The sequence below is a fragment of the Nitratireductor alexandrii genome, from assembly GCF_004000215.1.
GTDB classification, from domain to species: Bacteria; Pseudomonadota; Alphaproteobacteria; order Rhizobiales; family Rhizobiaceae; genus Mangrovimarina; species Mangrovimarina alexandrii.
Genome location: NZ_RBVY01000003.1, coordinates 480,457 through 498,139 on the forward strand (window position 1 = coordinate 480,457; position 17,683 = coordinate 498,139).

The window sequence follows — 17,683 nt, forward strand, 5'->3', positions numbered from 1 at the left end:
ACCAAATCCGGCGCCGGGCTTCGGGCCGCTGGACGGCGTCGCGGCCGGCGCGGGATTTCGCCCTGCGATCGCCGCGGACGAGCGGCCGCGCCGCGTGTCCGCCCGCCCCGGCCCCGCCAGGCCGGAACCCGGCCGCCCCGGCACATGAAAAAGGCCCGCGCCGCATGGCGGCACGGGCCCTTTTTGCGAGGATCAAGCCCGATTACTGGGGCACGATCATGCGCATCTCGTCGCGACGCTCGGCATAGGCCGCTTCCTCATAGGCCGGCTGGGCTTCCAGCTCTTCCTGGGTGAAGGCGGTGTAGAGATAGTGGTTGCCGTCGCCGTCGCTCATGAACTCGAGATTGTCCATGCCGATGGCGACTTCCTTTTCGCCGATCCCGAGGAACCCGCCGACATCGACGATGATCGCGTCGACACCGCCATCCTGCGACAGCACGACGTCGCCGATCTCGCCGATATTTTCGTCATCGACGCCGTAGACCGTGGTGCCGATCAGTTCCTCGGCCCTGATCTGGTCGCTGGCGAGCGGCTGCAGGCTCGAGCGGTCGATCGCCGCGGTTTCGGTCCGGTCGGTCGCGTCGGCCGGAGCCTCGAGCGGCGAAGCGGCGGTGTTCTCGCCATCGGTGACCCGATCCTCGGTCTTGGCCGTCTCGTCCTTCGGCGCCATAGCCATGTCCTGGTCGGCCGGAGCCTCCGCGGCCTTGTCCTCGACGGGCATCGCCTCGGCGGGCTCGGCGGTGTCGGCCGTGGCCAGGTCGTCGGCGGTGGCGGGCTTGGTTTCCGCTACCTCGGCATCGGCCGGAACAGGCTGATAGGCCATGCGGTCGAATTCGGGCTGCGCCTTCAGCGCCTCGGCGGTCGTTTCGACCACGAGCCAGCGATCGCCATCGCGCTCGGCCCATTTCACCAGATCGTATTCGATCGCCACGTGTTTTTCGCCGAGGCCGAGAAAGCCGCCGACGCCGATCACCACGGCCTCGATATTGCCGTCGGCATCGAAGACGATGTCGTTCACGTCGCCGATATTTTCGGCCTCGTCGCCGGCGCCGTTATAGACCGATTCGCCGATAATGTTGCTGGCGAGCTGGCCGTCGGCCTTGACGACCATGGGAACCTCGGCGGTCTGCTGGGCCGGGTCCGCGGGGACGGTGGTGCTGGTCTGGGCGATCGCGCCGCTCGATACCAGCAAGGCAAGGGCGGATGTCGCCATAAGCTTGCGGATCATGATAAAACCTCCTTGTGCATCATTCGTATGCACGGCCGCGCCTTTTCCGATCGTGGCAGAGAGGCAGGGGCGCGGCCGCTCGACATGCACAAAACGCGGCATGTGCGCACTTGTTCCCGCACGCGGACGATCAAAGCCGATTTCGTTGGAGATTGCGCGCGATCCCGCCACCGGCCCGCCGCATGGCGCGGCCCGGCGTTTGCTGCGTTGGACGGCTGCGGAAGCGGGCGGCGCTAGCGCGGCGCGCGCTTGGCCAGAATGCGCTGCAGGGTGCGGCGGTGCATGTTGAGCCGGCGCGCGGTTTCGGAGACATTGCGGTCGCACATCTCGTAGACCCGCTGGATATGTTCCCAACGCACCCGGTCGGCCGACATCGGATTTTCCGGCGGCGCGACCTTCTCCCCCGTCGTGCTCGTCAGCGCCGCGTAGACGTCGTCGGCGTCGGCGGGCTTGGCGAGATAGTCGATCGCGCCGAGCTTGACCGCGGTCACCGCGGTGGCGATGTTGCCGTAGCCGGTGAGAATGACGGCGCGCGCCTCCGCGCGTTTCTCGCGGATCGCCGACACCACGTCGAGGCCGTTGCCGTCGCCGAGCCGCATGTCGACCACCGCGTAGGCGGGCGGCGCACCCCTGGCCTTGGCCAGCGCTTCCTCCACGCTCTCCGCCGTCTCGACCACGAAGCCGCGCAATTCCATCGCCCGTGCCAGGCGGGTCAGGAACGGGCGGTCGTCGTCGACGATGAGCAGCGAGCGATCCTCGCCGAGCGTATCTTGATTTTCGGTGGTCATGAATTCGATTCCGAACGCTATCCGGCCCCTATTTATTCAAAAAAGCCGCCAAGTCCAATTTCGCCGGCTCAGCCGATCGCATGTTCGCTGACCGGATCGCGCAGGAACAGCTCGCGCGGCCAGCTCACCCGGGCGATCGCGCCCTGTCCGGGGGCGCTGGCATTGCCGAACGAAACCGTGGCGCCGGAGCGCTCGAGCAGGGTCTTGGCGATGAACAGTCCGAGCCCCAACCCGCCGCCGCCTTCGGTCTGCCGGCCCGAGCGCGTGGTCATGTAGGGTTCGCCGATCCGGTCGATCACTTCCGGCGGAAACCCCGACCCGTCATCGGTGACCTGGATCGAGACATGGTCGGTGTCCCAGCTCCAGCGCACGGTGACGCTTTCGCGCGCGAAGTCGACGGCGTTTTCGACCAGATTGCCGAGCCCGTAAATGACGCCGGGATTGCGCCGTCCCGCCGGTTCGCGGCCTTCGAGCGTGCCCGGTTCGAGATGGATGTCGATGCCGAAATCGCGATGCGGCGCGATCACGTCCTCGATCATCGCCGTCAGCGTCATCCGCGCCATGTGCTCCTCGCCCTGCGAGGACAGGCTGGTCAGCCGCTGCAGGATCTCCTTGCAGCGCTCGCTCTGCGACCTGAGCAGCGTGACGTCCTCGCGAAAGCGCGGTTCGCCCTCCAGGGCCCGCTCCATCTCGCGCGCCACCAGGGCGATGGTGGCGAGCGGCGTGCCGAGTTCGTGGGCGGCCGCCGCCGCCAGCCCGTCGAGGGCCGACAGATGTTGTTCGCGCTGTAGGACCAGCTCGGTGGCGGCGAGCGCGGTGGCGAGCTGGCGCGCTTCCTCGGCGACCCGCCAGGCATAGATCGCGGTAAAGGCGGTGGTCGACAGGATCGCCATCCACATGCCGATGACGTAGAGGAACGGCATCGCCAGATTGCTGCCGCCATACCAGGGCAGCGGCAGGTGGAAACTCACCAGCAACGAGGCGGTGACGGCGACCACCAGGCCGAGCACGGCGGTCAGCGCCAGCGGCAGCGATGTCGCCGAGACCACCACCGGAACCGACATCAGGATCGCGAAGGGATTGGTCAGTCCGCCGGTCAGGTAAAGCAATCCGGCGAGTTGCAGGACGTCGAGGAACAAGACGCAGAAGGCGGCGCCCGGCGTCAGCCTGTGGGTGGCGGGGTAGCGGAAGGCCAGAAACAGGTTCACCCAGGCCGAACAGGCGATCAGCGCGAAGCAAAGCCCGACCGGCAGCGGAAACATGAACCAATAGGCCACGACCAGAACCGCCGCGCTCTGGCCGATGATGGCCAGCCAGCGCAGACGGATGAGCGTGTTGAGCCGCAATTGCCGGCTCTGTTGATGGTCGGGCGTGCGAAGGTCCTGCAGCATCGCCCTCCTATAGGCCGGACGGCCGATCGCGCCAAAGGGAATCTGTCGTCCGCTGTGCCGCTCTCCTGGCCATCGCGCGCGGCGCCGGCATGCGCCGGCTCAGTGGCCGCGCGGCTTGGCGCGCGCCGTCGGCGTGGCCCGCAGCGGCTCCTCCGGCCAGGGATGTTTGGGATAGCGCCCGCGCATGGCCGCGCGCACCTCGGCCCACGAGCCGCGCCAGAAGCCGGGCAGATCGCGCGTGGTCTGGATCGGGCGCTGCGCCGGCGACAGCAATTCGAGCGTCAGCGGCACGGTGCCCGCCGCGATGGCGGGATGACGGTCGAGGCCGAACAGTTCCTGCACGCGCACCGCCAGTACCGGCGCGTCGTCGCGATAGTCGATCGGGATGCGGTTGCCCGATGGCGCGTCGAAATGGGTCGGTGCCAGCGCCGCCACCCGCCTCTGGTCTTCGTGGCCGACCCGCGCCAGCAGGGCTTCGGCCAGCGTGGAGTCTGAAATGTCGGCGATCGCCGCGCTGCCGGTCAGAAACGGTGCCAGCCAGTCCTGAACAGTATCGCGCAGCGCCGCATCGTCCATTTCGGGCCAAGGCTCGCCGAGCCCGCGCCGCAGCCAGGCGAGCCTGCGCCTGAGGCCGGCGGCCTTTTTGCCCCAGGGCAGGATCGCCACGCCATGGACGTGCACGGCCTCCAGGAGGGCGCGGTCGGCCTCGGCTCCGCTCGGCGCCGGCAGCGGACGCTCGGCGAGGGTGATCGCGCCCAGGCGGCTTCGTTCGCGTGCCCGCACCGTTCCGCTGTCGCGGTCGAACCCGGTTTCGGTGCCGGTCTCGATGCGGTCGGCGAGCACGGCGCGCAGATCGCTTTCCGCGACCGGCGCGGCAGCGACGATGCGGGCATTGCGCGCCTTGCCCTGCAGGTCGGCGACGACCAGAAAATCATGCGCGGCCAGCGGATCGGCCGGATCGATCTCGCCGCCGCGCCCATTGGCCAGGACGTAGCGGCCCGGCCCGCCGCGCGCCATCGCCACCCGGTCGGGCCAGGCATGCAAAAGCAGCCGGCCCGCGCCGGTCGCCCCTGTTTCCGGTCGTGCCGCCGCTGCCCTGCGAAGGCCGGCGCCGGCGGCTGCGGCGAGCCGTTTGGCCAGCGCCCGTGCGTTGCCGGCCCGCGCACCGCGATCGCGGCGAAACCGCGCGAGCCGCGCGTCGAGGTCGATCTGCTGGCCGCCAAGGCCGCGCTCGGTCAAAAGCACGGCCAGGTCGGCGGCCTGCAGCGCGGCGCCGTCCTGCGCGGCCCTGGCGACCATATGAGCGAGGCGCGCCGGCAGGGCGAGACGGCGCATCGCCACGCCGTCGGCCGTCAGGCGCCCGGTTTCGTCGATCGCCTCGAGGTCGCGCAGCAGCGCGCGCGCCGCGGCGAGCGCGCCGGCAGGCGGCGGATCGAGGAAGGCGAGACGCGTCGGATCGACGACCCCGAAAGCGGCGCAGTCGAGCACCAGGCCGGCGAGGTCCGCTTCCACGATCTCCGGCGGCGTGAAGGCGGGCAAAGACGCAGTCTGTTCGGCGCGCCACAGCCGGATCGCCACGCCCGGCGCCGTGCGCCCGGCGCGTCCGGCGCGCTGCTCGGCCGAGGCGCGCGACACCCGCACGGTTTCGAGCCGGGTCAGCCCGGTCGCCGGCTCGAATTTCGGCAGGCGCTGATAGCCTGAATCGATCGCCACCCGAACGCCGTCGATGGTGATCGAGGTTTCCGCGATCGCGGTGGCCAGCACGATCTTGCGGCGGCCATCCGGCGCCGGGCGGATCGCCGCGTCCTGGGCCTTGCCGTCCATGGCGCCGAAAAGCGCGATCAGATCCGCATTCGCCGGCAGCCGGCCGGCAAGCCGTTCGGCCGTGCGCTCGATTTCGCGCTGGCCGGGCAGGAAGGCGAGGATGCCGCCGTCCTCCTCGGCAAGCGCGGCACGCACGGCGGCCGCCACGGCGTCCTCGAGCGTTTCGCCGCCGGTGCGTTCGCGGTGGCGGATGTCGACCGGAAAGCTTCGGCCATGGCTTTCGATCACCGGCGCGTCACCGAGCAGCCGGGCGACCCGCGCACCGTCCAGGGTTGCCGACATCACCACCAGCCGCAGATCGGGCCGCAGCCCCTGCTTGACGTCGAGCGCCAGCGCCAGGCCGAAATCGCCGTCGAGCGAGCGCTCGTGGAACTCGTCGAAAACGACACACGCAATGCCGGCAAGTTCCGGATCGTCGAGGATCATGCGCGCCAGCACGCCTTCGGTGACGACGAGAATGCGGGTTGCCGCCGAGACCTGCCTGTCCATGCGCATGGCGTAGCCGACCGTGGCGCCGACCTCTTCGCCGAGGAGGGCGGCCATGCGCCGCGCGGCGGCGCGCGCGGCCAGCCGGCGTGGTTCCAGAAGCAGGATCGTGCCGCCGCCGCGCCAGTCCTCGCCTAGAAGCGCGAGCGGCACCAGCGTGGTCTTGCCGGCGCCGGGGGGCGCGACCAGGACGGCGTGTCCCGGGCCGGCGAGCGCGGCGCGCAGGTCGGGCAGGATCCGGGTGACGGGAAGGTCGGGCAGGGTCATGACGGGCTAGCCGATACGTTTGGACCGGGCCGCGACGGCATATCAGCGCCGACGCCGCGCTGGCAATCCGCAAAGCCTCCGGCCGGCGACCGGCGTGCCGGAAAGGCGCGCCATTGCCGGCTTGATCCCACCGCCGCGGGTGCTAGGTTGCGTCCGGCGGCGTCAAAATGCCGTCGACGTTCTCAGGGCGGGGTGAAAGTCCCCACCGGCGGTAAGGGGATCTCCCCAAGCCCGCGAGCGCCGGGGCGGCGACAGGCCGGTCCGGGTCAGCAGATTCGGTGCGAATCCGAAGCCGACGGTTACAGTCCGGATGGAAGAGAACGGGTCAGATCGCCGAGCGTGTCCTTTGGCTCTTCGCCCGAGGCTGCGCGCGGTGTCCGATCCCGCATCCCTGAGGTCTCTGGGTCAATGCGAAAGGATCGGACCGAATGAGCCAGATAGCCTCGATCGAAACCACCCCGGCCGCGCTGCGCGGCGCCGCGATCATGGTGGCGGCCGGCCTCGCCTTTGCCGGCCTCAACGTCGCCGTGCAATGGGCGAGCGTCAATGCCGGCGCCTCCGCGCCCGCGATCGCATTCTGGCAATATGCCATCGCGCTGGCGCTCGCCGCGCCCCTGGTCTGGCGCGGCGGCATACACATCCTGCACACGCGGCATGTCTTCCTGCATCTGGCGCGGGTGCTTCTGGCCGCGGCCGGCATCCAGCTTTGGGTCTACGGCCTGTCGGTCGTACCGATCTGGCAGGCAATCGCGCTCGCTATGACCTCGCCGTTCTTCGTCATGGCGGGGGCGGGCCTGGTTCTGCGCGAGCGGGTCGATTTCGCCCGCATCGCGGCCACGGCGGGCGGTTTCGCCGGCGCCATGATCATCATCGCGCCCTGGTCGGAAAGCTTCACCTATCACGCTTTCCTGCCGGTGCTGGCGGCGGCGTGCTGGGCCGGCACGTCGCTGATCACCAAATATCTGACGCGGCTGGAGCCCACGGCCGGCATCACCGTCTATCTGCTTTTGCTACTGACCCCGATCAATGCCGCGATCTGGCTCGGCTCGGGTTTCGAGATCCCGCCGCAGGCCGCCTGGTGGGCGCTGTTTGCCGCCGGTGCCCTGACCGGGCTCGCGCAATATCTTTTGACCTGGGCCTATGCCAGCGCCGATGCCGCCTATCTGCAGCCGTTCGACGATCTGAAGCTGCCGTTCAACATCGTCGCCGGCTGGGTGGTGTTCGGTGCTGCGCCGACGCCGGGCTTCTGGCCGGGCGCGGCGCTGATCGTTGCGGCCTCGCTATATCTGATGCGGCGTGAACGAACCCTCCCGGATTGAGCCTGGCATCGTGTCCGCAGCGCGCATCGCTGCTTGATCGCGGGCCGGGATGATGCATTTTTCGGGGCGAAACGGGAGATCGGCAATGGGTCTGATTGCGCGGGATGTTTTCCTCCAGCCGGAGCGGGCGGCATGAGCGGACAGTCCGGTTCGGTGTTCGATCCCCTGTGGCGGCGGCTGGCGATCATCGCCGCATGCGCCGGCTGGGCGGCGCTGGAATGGCTGAACGGCCAGACCGGCTGGGCGCTGCTTGCCGCCGCGGCCACCGCCTACGGGGTCTGGAGCCTGCTCATCGCCTGGGCGCCGCCCCAAGGGCCCGCCGGCCCGGACGGACGGGAGGGGGAGAGCGACTAGCCGCGCGGCCTCGTCAGGCCGTGACCGACAACTCGACCCTGTCGGCGGCGAAACGCGTTTCGGCGAATTGGATCGGCCGACCCTCAGTGTCGATATTGACGGCCACCGCCACCAGCACGATCGCGCCCGCCGACAGGCGCAGATCGTCGAGGTCGCCGTCGTCGGCATGGCGGGCCGACACCAGCGTCGACGCCCGGAAATAGTCGGCTACGCCGTAACGCTGGAACGCCAGCGTGATCGAACCGAGTTCGCGATAGGCCTCGGCGAAGCCGGCGAAGCGGTCGGCATCGAACCAGCTCGTCGCGCGCGACACCGGGCGGCCGTCGGCTTCCGACACCGTGTCCATGCGAATCACCCGCGCATCGGGCGCCAGAGCGAGCGCCTCGGCCGTACGCTGGTCGGCGGCCTCCAGGCGATGGTCGAGCAGATGGCCGCGCCTGTCGCGGGCCTGGTCGCGCAGTCCCTCGGAAAACCGGGTGCGCACGCCGATCGGATAGGTCAGGCGCCGGCGCCGTTCGACAAAGGTGCCGCGCCCCTGCTCGGCGCGCAAGACGCCCTCCTCGACCAGCGCGGCGATCGCGCTGCGTAGGGTGTGGCGGTTGACGCCGAAATGCGCCGCGAGCGCGGTCTCGGGCGGCAGGCGCCCGTTCGCGCCCAACCGGTTCTGGCCGATATCGCGCCTGATCTGGTCGGCGATCTGGCGCCACAGCGATATGCCGCTGCGCCGTTCCATGGTCTTGTCGGTTTTTTTCATCGCCATTTCGCCCTGTCACGCGAACGTCATGGACACGCGCTAGAACAAGGTATAATTTGTATGCTTGTCTATATCAATAGACAAATAATCACAGCAACGGTCGAATCGGATGACAAAGCAAGACAGGCAGGACGAGGCAGGCCGGCCAGCGCGTCGGGACGCCATGGCCGTGGTCGCGCGGGCTGGCGGCGATACGCTGCGCCGGCTCTGGGCAGAGGCCAATTTCGACGAAGGCGCCGAACTGGTGCGCGGCCCCGAGATCGGGCTGGTGATGCTGCGGGGGCGCATGGGCGGCGGCGGCGCGGCCTTCAATCTCGGCGAGGCGACGGTGACGCGCGCCACGGTGCGGCTGGCGACCGGCGAGGTCGGTCATGCCTACGCGCTCGGTCGCGATCGCGACAAGGTGCGGATCGCGGCGACGGTCGACGCGCTGTGGCAGCGCCCGCAAAGCCGTGCATGGGTCGAGGACAGGATCGTCGCGCCGCTGCGCGACGCCGGGGCGGTTGCCGACAGCGAGCGCCGACGCGAGACGGCGGCCACCAAGGTCGACTTTTTCACCATGGTGCGCGGAGAGGATTGATGGCGTTTTCCACCCGATCGATCGATGGCGGCTTCGCCGAACCGGTGATTGCCGCGCAAGGCGTCTTCCGCGCGCTGATGGAGGCCATGGCCCGGCCGGGCACCGCCCAGGCCCTGCCGCCGCTGGCTGCTCCGCCCGCGCCGCTGACCGCCGAGGCCGGTGCCGTGGCGCTGACCTTGTGCGACCACGACACGCCGGTCTGGCTCGATCCCGAGCTGCAGGGCTCCGGCGAAATCCGCGACTGGCTCGGCTTCCACACCGGCGCGCCGTTCGCCTTCACGCCGGCCGAGGCTCATTTCGCCCTGGTCTCGCGGCCGGGCGAGCTGATGGCGCTGGAAAATTTCGCCCAGGGCTCGCAGGACTACCCGGATCGTTCGGCCACCATCATCCTTCAGCTCGACACCCTGACGGCCGGCGAGACGCTGGTTCTGGAAGGGCCGGGCATCGAGAGCCGCGCGCGGCTGGCGCCGGCGCCGCTGCCGCGTCATCTGGCCGCGCAGTGGCGGCAGAACAATGGGCGTTTCCCGCGCGGCGTCGACCTCGTCCTGACGGCGCCCGGTGCGCTCGCCTGTCTGCCGCGCACCACCCGCATCGTCGAAACGGAGGGCTAGGAGCCATGTATGTTGCCGTGAAGGGCGGCGAGGCCGCCATCGACAACGCGCACCGCCTGCTCGCCGATCGGCGCCGCGGCGACCGCGACGTGCCGGCGCTCGGCCTCGACCAGATCGTCGAACAGCTCGCCCTCGCCGTCGACCGGGTGATGGCCGAAGGCTCGCTTTACGACCGGGAACTCGCCGCGCTCGCCATCCGCCAGGCGCGCGGCGACATGATCGAGGCGATCTTTCTGGTGCGCGCCTACCGCACCACCCTGCCGCGGTTCGGCTATGCGAGGCCGGCCGACACCGGCGCGATGCTGATCGAACGCCGGGTATCGGCCACCTACAAGGATCTGCCGGGCGGCCAGCTTCTGGGCCCGACCTTCGACTACACCCACCGGCTGCTCGATCCCGAACTGGCCGGCGATGCGCCCGTCGCCGCGCCGGCCACGCGCGACGCGGACACCGAGGCCATGCCGCGCGTTTCGCAGATCCTGGCCCGCGACGGACTGATCGAGGGCGACGGGGCACTGCCCGACGACCGCGAACCCGGCGACATCACCCGCGAACCGCCGGAATTTCCGATGGAGCGCGACCTGCGCCTGCAGGCGCTGGCGCGCGGCGACGAGGGTTTTCTGCTGGCGCTCGCCTATTCGACCCAGCGCGGATACGCCCGCTCGCACCCCTTCGTCGGCGAGATCAGGATCGGCGAACTCGACATCGAGCTCGAGGTGCCCGAGCTCCCGTTCCCGGTGCCGCTCGGCCGCATCCAGGTCACCGAATGCCAGATGGTCAACCAGTTCCAGGGTTCGGCCAAGGCGCCGCCGCAATTCACCCGCGGCTACGGCCTGGTTTTCGGCCAGTCCGAGCGCAAGGCGATGGCGATGGCGCTGTGCGACCGGGCATTGCGCGCCGGCGAGTTCGGGGAAGACGTCACCGCCCCGGCCCAGGACGAGGAATTCGTGATCGCGCATTCCGACAATGTCCAGGCGACCGGATTCGTCGAGCATCTGAAGCTGCCGCATTATGTCGACTTCCAGGCCGAGCTCGACCTGGTCCGCCGCCTGCGCGCGGAAGCCGAGGCGCGCATGAATGCCGCCGTCGAGGCGCCGGGAAAGGCTGCCGAATGAGCCGGCTAATTCTCCTGGTCGGGGGTTCGTCGGCCCCGGGCCCTCGCCCGGTAGCCGCGATGGATGAGATAGGCGGTCAGCACCAGCGCCAGAATGATCGGCAGGATGAGAAGGTCCATGTCGGTCTCCTTTCGAAGGAAACGCGTCATGTCCGATAGTGTTGCAGAAACGCTTCCCCAAGCGCCGTCCTACAATTTCGCCTATCTGGACGAACAGACCAAGCGCATGATCCGGCGCGCGATCCTCAAGGGCATCGCCATTCCCGGCTACCAGGTGCCGTTCGCCAGCCGCGAGATGCCGATGCCGTATGGCTGGGGCACGGGCGGCGTGCAGGTGACGGCGTCGGTGATCGGTCCGGACGACGTCCTGAAGGTCATCGACCAGGGCGCCGACGACACCACCAATGCGGTGTCGATCCGCGCCTTCTTCCAGAAGGTGGCGCGCGTCGCTGTGACGACGGAAACGGCGCGCGCGACCATCATCCAGACCCGCCACCGCATTCCCGAGCACCCGCTGGCCGAGGGTCAGGTGCTGGTCTACCAGGTGCCGATCCCCGAGCCGTTGCGCTTTCTCGAGCCGCGCGAGACCGAGACCCGCAAGATGCATGCGCTCGAGGAATACGGCCTCATGCATGTCAAGCTCTACGAGGACATCGCCCGGCACGGCCATATCGCCACCACCTACGCCTATCCGGTCAAGGTCGAGGGACGCTATGTGATGGACCCCTCGCCGACGCCGAAATTCGACAATCCGAAGATGCACCGCTCGCCGGCCCTGCAATTGTTCGGCGCCGGGCGCGAGAAGCGCATCTATGCCATTCCGCCCTATTGCGACGTGGTCAGCCTCGATTTCGAGGACCACCCGTTCAAGGTGCAGGAATTCGACAAGCCGTGCGCGCTGTGCGGGGCCGAGAACGTCTATCTCGACGAGGTGATCCTGGACGATCGCGGCGGCCACATGTTCGTCTGCTCCGACACCGATTTCTGCGAAAAGCGGCGCGCGGCCGGCCATGTCGGCGAGATGGCGCAGGCCGCCGAATGACCCGCCGCGTTCCGTTACGAAAGGTGTCGCCATGACCAGCCAGACCATGTCCGCCGAGCCCCTGCTGCGTGTCGCGGGCCTGTCCAAATCCTATGGCGCGCGCATCGGCTGCGACGATGTCTCGTTCGATTTGTGGCCGGGCGAGGTGCTGGCCGTCGTCGGCGAGTCGGGCTCGGGCAAGACCACGTTGCTCAACTGCGTTTCGACCCGGCTGTTGCCGACCTCCGGTACGGTCAGCTACCGCATGCGCGACGACAGCTGGCGCGAGCTCTACCGCATGGGCGAGGCCGAGCGCCGTTTCCTGATGCGCACCGATTGGGGGTTCGTCCATCAGAACCCGGCCGACGGTCTCAGGATGACGGTCTCGGCCGGCGCCAATGTCGGGGAGCGCCTGATGGCGGTCGGCGATCGCCACTACGGCAATATTCGCGCCACCGCCGTCGACTGGCTGGGCCGCGTCGAGATCGCCGAGGACCGCGTCGACGACCAGCCGCGCGCCTTTTCGGGCGGCATGCGCCAACGCCTGCAGATCGCGCGCAACCTCGTCACCCATCCGCGGCTGATCTTCATGGACGAACCGACCGGCGGGCTCGACGTGTCGGTGCAGGCGCGCCTGCTCGATCTTGTGCGCGGCCTCGTCAGCGAGCTCGGCCTGGCCGCGATCGTCGTCACGCACGATCTCGCCGTCGCCCGGCTTCTGTCGCATCGCATGATGGTGATGAAGGACGGTCACGTCGTCGAGCACGGCCTGACCGACCGGGTGCTCGACGACCCGCAGGCGCCCTACACCCAGCTTCTCGTCTCCTCGATCCTGCAGGTGTGAGGACATGAGCGCGAACCCCGGGAGCCGAGGCTCGGACACGACCGTGCGAAAGGGAGAAAACCGAATGGCAACGCCGCTTGTCGTTTCCGAGCTCTGCAAGAGCTTCACCATGCATCTGCGCGACGGCATCCGCCTGCCGGTGGTCGACAATGCGCGCTTTGCGCTCCAGGCCGGCGAATGTGCCGTGCTCGGCGGGCCGTCCGGTGCCGGCAAGAGCTCGATCCTGAAGATGCTCTACGGCAACTACGCCGTCGATTCCGGCCAGATCATCATCGATCATCACGGCACGCTGACCGACATGGCCGCGGCCAGTCCCCGCGAGGTGCTGGCGATCCGCCGCGACACGCTCGGTTATGTCAGCCAGTTCCTGCGCGTCGTGCCGCGCGTGTCGGCGCTCGACATCGTCGCCGAGCCGCTTCTGGCGCGCGGCCGCGACAGAACCGAAGCCCTGGCGCGCAGCCGCGATCTGTTGAGCCGGCTTAATCTGCCTGAACGATTGTGGGACCTGCCGCCGGCGACCTTTTCCGGCGGCGAGCAGCAGCGCGTCAATATCGCGCGGGGCTTCATCACCCGCCATCCGATCCTCTTGCTCGACGAGCCGACCGCCTCGCTCGACGCCACCAATCGCGCCGTGGTGATCGACATGATCGCCGAGAAGAAGGCGGCCGGCGTTGCCCTGCTCGGCATTTTTCACGATCAGGACGTGCGCGAAGCGGTCGCCGACCAGATCATCGACGTGACCGATTTCGCTCCCGCAAAGGCCGCCTGATGCCGAAACTTTCCGAAACCCCGTTCATTCATCCGACCGCCGAGGCAAGCGGCTCGACGCTCGGCCGCTATACCGAAATCGCCGAGCGTACCCGTTTCCAGGATTCCGTCCTGGGCGACTATTCCTACGTGATGCAGGATTGCGGCGTCTGGTGCGCCGAAATCGGCAAATTCGCCAATATCGCCGCCGCCGTGCGCATCAACGCCACCAACCACCCGACCTGGCGGCCGACGCTGCACCATTTCACCTATCGCGCGTCCGACTATTGGGAGGATGCCGAGCACGAGGAGGCGTTTTTCGACTGGCGCCGCCAGAACAAGGTCACGATCGGTCACGATACCTGGTTCGGCCACGGCTCGACCGTCCTGCCCGGGGTCAGCATCGGCGACGGCGCCGTCATCGGGGCCGGCGCGGTGGTGTCCAAGGATGTCGCGCCCTACACGATCGTCGGCGGCGTTCCGGCCAAACCGATCCGCGAGCGTTTCGATCGCGCGACCGCGGCGCGGTTTCAGGAACTGGCCTGGTGGGACTGGGATCACCAGCGCCTGCGCGGTGCGCTCGACGATTTCCGCACCCTCGACGCCGCCGCCTTCCTGGAAAAATACCAGGGCTGATCCGAAGCCTGCCCGGCGAAGCGCTGTGCCACGGTCACGAGCTCGGGCGGTCGATCGAGGAGCGGGGATTGCGCGAGGGGACCGAAATCGGTTTCTCGTCGATCTACTGCCTGCTCGACAAGCTGCTAAAGTCCGGGCCGGTCGAGCCGCTTGCCGGACATGGCGCCGGACTTCGTCGACGAGGGCCTGTTCGACGGCGCGGTCGCCAAGGCGTCGCGAAAATTGGACGCGCCCCTCCAACACCTTAGTCTGGCGCCCTTGGAAGAGGGGCCTTGCCCGCAGACGATGCATATCGGCTCTCACGATGACGAAGGGCCGGCGCTGGCCTGGTTTGACGGCGAGCTGATGCCGTCGCGCGGCTACGAATTTTCCGGTCCGCACCACGAGATCTATCTCGGCGATCCGCGAAGGTCGAACCGTCGAAGTTGAAGACGATCCTACGTCAGCCGGTACGGCGGGCCTGACGCGTTCCCGCCGCCTGCTTTAGGAGAGTTCCCGGAACCGCTGCGGACCGACTATTGCGCCGCGCCGAAATATTGTTCGCGCAATGCCTCGACCCGACCGTTTTCATGCATGCCGAGAAGTTGGATGGTTACCGGGCGCGTCAACGCGCTGCCATGGGCGAGCCCGAAACCGTATTTGTCCGGTTCGAAGATTGGCCCCACCACCTCGAAAGTCTCCTTCGGGTGGCTATGCGTGAAATATTCAAGCACCGGTGCGTCGCCGACGATAGCGGCGACCCGGTCGCCTCGCAAAGCTTCCGCGGCGGCGTCCAAATCGTCGAACGAACTGTGAGCGATCGCGGTTTCGCGCACGAATTCCTCGGCCACGCTGCCGGTGAAAACACCGACGCGCTTGCCGGGAAGATCCTCAAGACTGTTGATCTGGCTGGTGAGTGAAAGCGTGGTCATCACGCTTGTCACCGAGGAGGTGACATAAGCAAGCACCGCAATGCCGCAGACCAGCCACAGCGCCTGCCACATGCGGCCGATCCAACCGAACAGGTTCTTGCGTGACGGCATTTTCCCCGACGTTGCCACCGACATGACCGAGTAGAAGCTTTCGGCCAGACCGTCGCGCCACCGGCGCGGAAAGTTCGCGTCGAAGCGCCGGTCGAAAAACGTCAGAAGGATGGTGGCCGCCACGATGACCAGCGCCAACCATCCATAGGCGCGCAGATGGCCCGAATTGTGCAGCCCGGCGACCACGTCGCCGAATCCGGCGCTTCGGTTTTCGGCGACCATGATCCGCAGTCCGGCGTCGAACCATGGATGGGTGAAGTCTATGCGCTCGGCGCGCTTGCGCGTGATGGTGAGGTTGGTGACCGCCACATCGACCGACCCGTCCGCGATCGCGTCGACGAGGGTACGAAGGGACGGGTAGGGTTTGTAGCTGAAGTCCAATTCGAGCTGTTCGGCGATCTCTTCCCACAGATCTATCGCCATGCCTTCGTAACCGTTCTCCGCGGCGATGACGAACGGCGGGCTGGCATAGACCCCGACACTGAGCCGGTCCGCCGGCGTGTTCCCCTCCTGCACGGACGCTGTCGTGACCGTGCCAAGCAGAAGCAGCATGGCAAGTGTGCCACGCGCGAGAAGTACGCGAAGGATCGTGGTTTTACGTCTCGCCGCGTATCTGCGGCAGGGTTGTGATGTCGACAGGAGAGCCATGGCGCGGTGCAATAAACGAACCGTATCGGCATCTCAACTCTTTCGTCATCGAACAGCCAGTCGGCGAAAATTTTCTCGGACCGACGATGGCAACAAGCAACGACGGGGAGCCGCCCATCCGTGTGCGGCGTTACAGAACTGTCATCATCCTGACATTCCACTTTCACGCGGCTTCGGTAGCGCAAGTCTCAAGACAGGCGAAAAACCGCCGTGGGAAAGCAAGCATGCTGAAAATCCAGAAGGTCACGCGACGCTTCGGCAACAAGACCGCGGTCGACGCTGTCGACGTGGAGATCGGCGACGGCCAGATGGTCGGCATCATCGGCCGCTCCGGGGCGGGGAAATCGACCCTGTTGCGCATGATCAACCGGCTGGTCGACCCCTCGGAAGGGGCGATCTCGTTCGCCGATCGCGAAGTCTCCGCCTTGCGCGGCGTCGCCTTGCGGGCCTGGCAGCGCGACTGCGCGATGATCTTCCAGCAGTTCAATCTCGTGCCCAGGCTCGACGTGGTTTCCAACGTGCTGCACGGCGTGCTCAATCGCCGCTCGACGCTGGCGACGGTGTTCAGTCTCTATCCGACCGAGGATATTCACACCGCGATCGACATTCTCGACCGGCTCGGCATCGCCGATCACGCGGCCAAGCGCGTCGAGGCGCTCTCCGGCGGCCAGCAGCAGCGCGTGGCGATCGCGCGGGCCCTGATGCAGGACCCGAAGGTCATCCTCGCCGACGAGCCGATCGCCTCGCTCGATCCGATGAACGCCCAGATCGTCATGGATACGCTGCGCCGGATCCACGACGAGGACGGCCGCATGATCGTGTGCAATCTGCACACGCTCGACACGGCCCGCCGCTATTGCGACCGGGTCATCGGCATGCGCGACGGAGCGGTGGTTTTCGACGGCGCTCCGGACGAGCTGACGACCTCGGTCGCGCGCCAGATCTACGGCGCGGATGAAAGCTTCTCGGAAGCGTCCACCTCGACGTCGATCGAAGCCCTCGAGCCGGAACGTCTGCCGGTCCGCGAGCCGGCTTACGCCGTCTGATCCGAATCGTCTGCGCGAAAACCCAGGCTGATTTCCACCCCACATCAAGGAGTAACGAGCATGAAAAAATTGATCGCAGCCCTGCTTACCTCGGCCGCGCTTGCAGCGCCGGCGCTTGCCCAGGACCAGGTCACCGAATTCCGCATCGGCATTCTCGGCGGTGAAAATGCCCAGGACCGCATGACGTCGAACGAATGCGTCCGTGCCTATGTCGAGGAACTCCTCGGCGTCGAGACCAAGCTGTTCACCCCGGCCGACTATGACGGCGTCATTCAGGGCCTGCTCGGCGGCACGATCGATATGGCCTGGCTCGGTGCGTCGGGCTACGCCAAGACCTATCTGACCGACCCCGAGGCGGTCGAGCCGGTGCTGGTGAAGACCAATCTCGACGGTTCGTTCTCCTATCACTCCGTGGGTTTTGCGCGGAAGGATTCCGGCATCACCTCGCTCGCCGACATGAAGGGCAAGAAGTTCGGCTTCGGCGATCCGAACTCGACCTCCGGCTATCTGATCCCGTCGATCGAAATTCCCGAAGAGATCGGCGCGACGATGGAAGACGGCGTCTATTTCGACGAGGTGGTGTTCACGGGCGGTCATGAGCAGACGATCGTCGCGGTCGTCAACGGCGACGTCGATGCGGGCGTGACCTGGGCCGACGGCCAGGGCGCCTGGGAAGACGGCTACAATTCGGGCGCTTTGCGCAAGGCTGCCGATTCCGGCATCGTCGACATGAACGACATCGTGGAAATCTGGAAGTCGAAGCCGATCCCGGAAGGCCCGATCGTGCTGCGCAAGGCCCTGCCGGCCGACGTCAAGGAGAAGGTGACGGCGTTCCTGAACGGCCTCCACGCCAAGGACGAACAATGCGCCTACAACATGGCTGCGGGCGAAACCGCCGGTTTCGAGCCCATCGGGCATGACGCCTACGAATCGATCATCGCCGTGCGCCGCGCCAAGACAAATTGATTATCCAAGGTTTGAGGACGGGCCCTGTCGGGGCCCG

The 17,683-nt window shown here is 67.6% G+C and carries 18 protein-coding genes and 1 riboswitch; of the genes, 12 read left to right on the forward strand and 6 right to left on the reverse strand.

Translation table 11 applies throughout. The features are described from left to right. Window positions 1-202: 202 nt before the first annotated feature. The 4 genes from EP380_RS09025 to hrpB form a co-directional block, all read right to left on the reverse strand. Window positions 203-1,228, reverse strand: a complete 1,026-nt coding sequence (locus tag EP380_RS09025; protein WP_127598093.1) for a PRC-barrel domain-containing protein — start codon at window positions 1,226-1,228, stop codon at window positions 203-205. Between the two features lie 233 nt (window positions 1,229-1,461). Then, window positions 1,462-2,016, reverse strand: coding sequence for an ActR/PrrA/RegA family redox response regulator transcription factor (locus tag EP380_RS09030; RefSeq protein WP_106570342.1), 555 nt, complete (start codon window positions 2,014-2,016; stop codon window positions 1,462-1,464). A gap of 68 nt (window positions 2,017-2,084) precedes the next feature. Beyond that, complete coding sequence (locus tag EP380_RS09035; protein WP_127598095.1) at window positions 2,085-3,407, reverse strand: ActS/PrrB/RegB family redox-sensitive histidine kinase; 1,323 nt, start codon at window positions 3,405-3,407, stop codon at window positions 2,085-2,087. Window positions 3,408-3,506: 99 nt separating this feature from the next. Next, entirely contained in the window at window positions 3,507-5,984 is a 2,478-nt protein-coding gene (hrpB, locus tag EP380_RS09040) for an ATP-dependent helicase HrpB (protein WP_106570344.1), read from the reverse strand. A 174-nt stretch (window positions 5,985-6,158) separates the two neighbouring features. Continuing rightward, window positions 6,159-6,310, forward strand: a riboswitch (FMN riboswitch). Window positions 6,311-6,412: 102 nt separating this feature from the next. Between hrpB and EP380_RS09045 the strand changes: the two genes are divergently transcribed. Both EP380_RS09045 and EP380_RS09050 read left to right on the forward strand, forming a co-directional pair. Next, the gene (locus tag EP380_RS09045; protein ID WP_238719786.1) at window positions 6,413-7,303 is read left to right on the forward strand and encodes a DMT family transporter; all 891 of its coding nucleotides are present in this window, start codon (window positions 6,413-6,415) and stop codon (window positions 7,301-7,303) included. 132 nt (window positions 7,304-7,435) lie between these two features. After that, the gene (locus EP380_RS09050) at window positions 7,436-7,657 is read left to right on the forward strand and encodes a hypothetical protein (protein ID WP_127598097.1); all 222 of its coding nucleotides are present in this window, start codon (window positions 7,436-7,438) and stop codon (window positions 7,655-7,657) included. 13 nt (window positions 7,658-7,670) lie between these two features. On the opposite strand, the gene phnF is transcribed toward EP380_RS09050, so the two are convergent. Then, a complete protein-coding gene (gene phnF, locus EP380_RS09055; protein WP_106570528.1) occupies window positions 7,671-8,411 on the reverse strand; it encodes a phosphonate metabolism transcriptional regulator PhnF in 741 nt (246 codons plus the stop codon). A gap of 109 nt (window positions 8,412-8,520) precedes the next feature. Here phnF and phnG point away from each other — a divergent pair, with 109 nt between their 5' ends. From phnG to EP380_RS09095, 8 genes are all read left to right on the forward strand, one after another. Beyond that, on the forward strand, window positions 8,521-8,991 hold the full coding sequence (phnG, locus tag EP380_RS09060) for a phosphonate C-P lyase system protein PhnG (RefSeq protein WP_127598099.1): 471 nt from the start codon (window positions 8,521-8,523) through the stop codon (window positions 8,989-8,991). Further along, a complete protein-coding gene (gene phnH / locus EP380_RS09065; RefSeq protein WP_106570347.1) occupies window positions 8,991-9,602 on the forward strand; it encodes a phosphonate C-P lyase system protein PhnH in 612 nt (203 codons plus the stop codon). The genes phnG and phnH overlap by 1 nt, the downstream gene beginning before the upstream one ends. 5 nt (window positions 9,603-9,607) lie before the next feature. Next, window positions 9,608-10,717, forward strand: coding sequence for a carbon-phosphorus lyase complex subunit (locus tag EP380_RS09070; RefSeq protein ID WP_106570348.1), 1,110 nt, complete (start codon window positions 9,608-9,610; stop codon window positions 10,715-10,717). Between the two features lie 147 nt (window positions 10,718-10,864). After that, window positions 10,865-11,758 (forward strand): alpha-D-ribose 1-methylphosphonate 5-phosphate C-P-lyase PhnJ, encoded by an 894-nt coding sequence (locus tag EP380_RS09075; protein WP_106570349.1) that lies wholly within the window; start codon window positions 10,865-10,867, stop codon window positions 11,756-11,758. Window positions 11,759-11,804: 46 nt separating this feature from the next. Continuing rightward, complete coding sequence (gene phnK, locus EP380_RS09080; RefSeq protein WP_106570529.1) at window positions 11,805-12,581, forward strand: phosphonate C-P lyase system protein PhnK; 777 nt, start codon at window positions 11,805-11,807, stop codon at window positions 12,579-12,581. 64 nt (window positions 12,582-12,645) lie between these two features. Then, window positions 12,646-13,350 carry a phosphonate C-P lyase system protein PhnL gene (gene phnL, locus EP380_RS09085; protein ID WP_106570350.1) on the forward strand — a complete coding sequence of 235 codons (705 nt, stop codon included), beginning with the start codon at window positions 12,646-12,648 and terminating at the stop codon, window positions 13,348-13,350. Further along, window positions 13,350-13,964 carry a DapH/DapD/GlmU-related protein gene (locus tag EP380_RS09090; RefSeq protein WP_420845848.1) on the forward strand — a complete coding sequence of 205 codons (615 nt, stop codon included), beginning with the start codon at window positions 13,350-13,352 and terminating at the stop codon, window positions 13,962-13,964. Before phnL ends, EP380_RS09090 begins: the two co-directional genes overlap by 1 nt. A gap of 159 nt (window positions 13,965-14,123) precedes the next feature. Beyond that, complete coding sequence (locus EP380_RS09095; RefSeq protein WP_238719787.1) at window positions 14,124-14,393, forward strand: GyrI-like domain-containing protein; 270 nt, start codon at window positions 14,124-14,126, stop codon at window positions 14,391-14,393. An 86-nt stretch (window positions 14,394-14,479) separates the two neighbouring features. Here the strand turns inward: EP380_RS09095 and EP380_RS09100 are convergent, their stop codons facing one another. After that, the gene (locus EP380_RS09100) at window positions 14,480-15,538 is read right to left on the reverse strand and encodes a transporter substrate-binding domain-containing protein (RefSeq protein WP_106570351.1); all 1,059 of its coding nucleotides are present in this window, start codon (window positions 15,536-15,538) and stop codon (window positions 14,480-14,482) included. 320 nt (window positions 15,539-15,858) lie between these two features. On the opposite strand from EP380_RS09100, the gene phnC reads away from it, so the two are divergent. After that, on the forward strand, window positions 15,859-16,680 hold the full coding sequence (gene phnC, locus EP380_RS09105; protein WP_127598102.1) for a phosphonate ABC transporter ATP-binding protein: 822 nt from the start codon (window positions 15,859-15,861) through the stop codon (window positions 16,678-16,680). Window positions 16,681-16,740: 60 nt separating this feature from the next. Further along, window positions 16,741-17,646: a phosphonate ABC transporter substrate-binding protein gene (gene phnD / locus EP380_RS09110; protein WP_106570353.1), complete on the forward strand. Its 906-nt coding sequence runs from the start codon at window positions 16,741-16,743 to the stop codon at window positions 17,644-17,646. Window positions 17,647-17,683: the final 37 nt, after the last annotated feature.